Source organism: Hydrocoleum sp. CS-953 (assembly GCF_002260545.1).
GTDB lineage: Bacteria > Cyanobacteriota > Cyanobacteriia > Cyanobacteriales > Microcoleaceae > Trichodesmium.
Genome location: NZ_LGSU01000172.1, coordinates 1 through 2,340, shown reverse-complemented (window position 1 = coordinate 2,340; position 2,340 = coordinate 1). Strand labels below are relative to the sequence as shown.

3 protein-coding genes and 1 pseudogene are annotated in these 2,340 nt (G+C 38.6%); all 4 read left to right on the top strand.

The window, feature by feature from the left end:
- Window positions 1-629, top strand: a 629-nt coding sequence (locus AFK68_RS01370; protein WP_094671037.1) for a DUF2459 domain-containing protein, incomplete at its 5' end; no start/stop codon positions are given.
- Between the two features lie 36 nt (window positions 630-665).
- Window positions 666-973 (top strand): annotated as a pseudogene (locus AFK68_RS01365) (HisA/HisF-related TIM barrel protein); the annotation flags it as partial.
- 1 nt (window position 974) lies between these two features.
- Window positions 975-1,578: HisA/HisF-related TIM barrel protein (locus AFK68_RS01360; RefSeq protein WP_143437405.1), on the top strand; the 604-nt coding region annotated here is incomplete at its 5' end.
- A 150-nt stretch (window positions 1,579-1,728) separates the two neighbouring features.
- A complete protein-coding gene (locus AFK68_RS01355; protein ID WP_094671035.1) occupies window positions 1,729-2,259 on the top strand; it encodes a hypothetical protein in 531 nt (176 codons plus the stop codon).
- The last annotated feature ends 81 nt before the right edge of the window (window positions 2,260-2,340 follow it).

The following is a 2,340-nucleotide window of genomic DNA, read 5'->3' as shown; positions in this document are numbered from 1 at the left end:
GCTTAAATATTGGTTACTTTACTCCTAGAAATTGGGATAATAATTCTTGTGATTTGAACTTATTAAATAAGGGTATACCGATATACATTTATAATACAGGTATTCATACAGATATTCTAGTTCCAGTCAAGACTAAAATTTGGGACTGGCAAGAAAATTTAAACTTAAAATTAATAGCTAATCCATCAGCTCCAATAAATTATCTAGCTTTTGGCTTTGGTGATAGAGCTTATTTTCTAGAAACTTATACTGGGACATTATTACCAATTGTAACAAGTTTTCAGGCCCTATTCCTGCCAACACCTTCTGCAATGAGGGTATTAGCTTATCAAAATATTCCTCAACAATATGAAATTAAGTGTGCTATAATTACTCAATCTAATTACCATAGGTTAATGGAATTTATCAATGATTCTTTCCAGTTTGATGCCCAAGGTAATAGAAGAAGTCTGACCATAGACCCTAATTATAGAGTCGGTTTTTATGCAGCAAAAGATACTTATTCAATTTTAAGAGCTTGTAATGATTGGACTGCAGAAGCTCTGAGGTTAGCAGGAGTAAAAACTCCTCTATGGTCAGGACTTTCTAGTTCGATTATGTATCATGTTAACAGTGGGTGCAACTGTTAACAAAAACAGTAGTTTTGAATACAAAATATAAAGTGTATGAATATAATTCCCGCGATCGACATATTAGGTGGACGTTGTGTAAGGTTGTATCAAGGAGATTATGAGCGAACGGAAGTTTTTAACGATAACCCAGTTGATGTAGCAAAAAGGTGGGTAGAAGAAGGAGCAACTAAGCTACATTTAGTAGATTTAGACGGAGCAAAAGCAGGACAACCAGTTAATCAAAAGACCATTGAAGCGATAGTCAAAGCAGTAGATGTACCAGTACAAGTAGGTGGTGGGTTACGGAACTATTCCGCAGTTGCAAGTGTGCTTGCTCTTGGAGTGCAGCAGGCTATTTTAGGNAGGACAACCAGTTAATCAAAAGACCATTGAAGCGATAGTCAAAGCAGTAGATGTACCAGTACAAGTAGGTGGTGGGTTACGGAACTATTCCGCAGTTGCAAGTGTGCTTGCTCTTGGAGTGCAGCAGGCTATTTTAGGTACTGTTGCCTTAGAGCGACCTCAGTTAGTTTCCAACCTTTGCCAAGAGTTTCCCGATCAAATTATTGTTGGTATTGATGCCAGAGATGGTAAGGTCGCCACTAAAGGTTGGTTAGAAACTTCAGAAGTATTAGCAACTGACCTAGCGCGTCAAATGGCCAAATTTAAAGTTGCAGCGATCGTCTACACTGATATTCACCGAGATGGTACTCTCAAAGGACCTAATATAGAAGCCTTAAGGGAGTTAGCTACTGCGGTCAATATTCCAGTGATTGCTTCTGGTGGTGTGAGTTCAATTACGGATCTGTTAAGCTTATTAGCATTAGAACCCATTGGCGTTGACAGTGCAATTGTTGGTCGTGCCTTATACACTGGAGATATTAGTCTCACAGAAGCAAATCAAGCAGTAGGTCAAGGCCGTTGGCAAGATGTCCCTCCCAACTTGGGCTATTCTGCATTTGCGTAATCCTACACCAGTGGTTTTCATGTAAGTAGACCACAAAGTAGGGACGTTGCATGCAACGTCCCTACAAGGCGATCGTTTTTTTTAATAGCGACAAATCTAATAACTAGATTACTTAAATATCTAAAATATATAAAAAAATTAATAGACATCGTGAGTTCAGAAAACCTAGAATTATTTGAAACTGAATATAAAGCTGGTAAACACGCCTTTGAACGCGGTCAATATAGCAAATCATTACAGCATTTAGAAACTGCCCTAGAAAATATTAATCCTAATTCTCGGTTAGGAGGAGATACACAAATATGGCTAGTGTCAGCATATCAAGCTGCAGGCAAAGTTCAAGAAGCTACCGCCCTTTGTAAAAAACTCACTCATCATTCTTATTTACAAACCAGGCAACAAGCAAAACGTATATTAACTATTCTGGAAGCACCTGTACTGAGAACCCGACCAGAATGGGTGACAAAAATTCCTGACTTAGGCGCAATATCTGAAAGCGATCCTAAAGATCGTAGGGGTAGCGGTTTAGTTTCCCAAGTTAAGTCGCCTCCACCAAAGCCAAAAACTCCTCAGTTAGAAGTTGTCGATCCTAGCAAAGTTAATACAAAAGATAATCAGTTTGTTTGGGTAGCTTTAGTATTGATAATTCTGACTTTGAGTGGGTTGGTTTGGTTGAGTTGATTTTTTGAAGTTCCCGTCGGGAGGTTATACCATGTCCGATTGAACGCTTATAATTTAAGATAGTAGGGGAGTAGGGGAGTA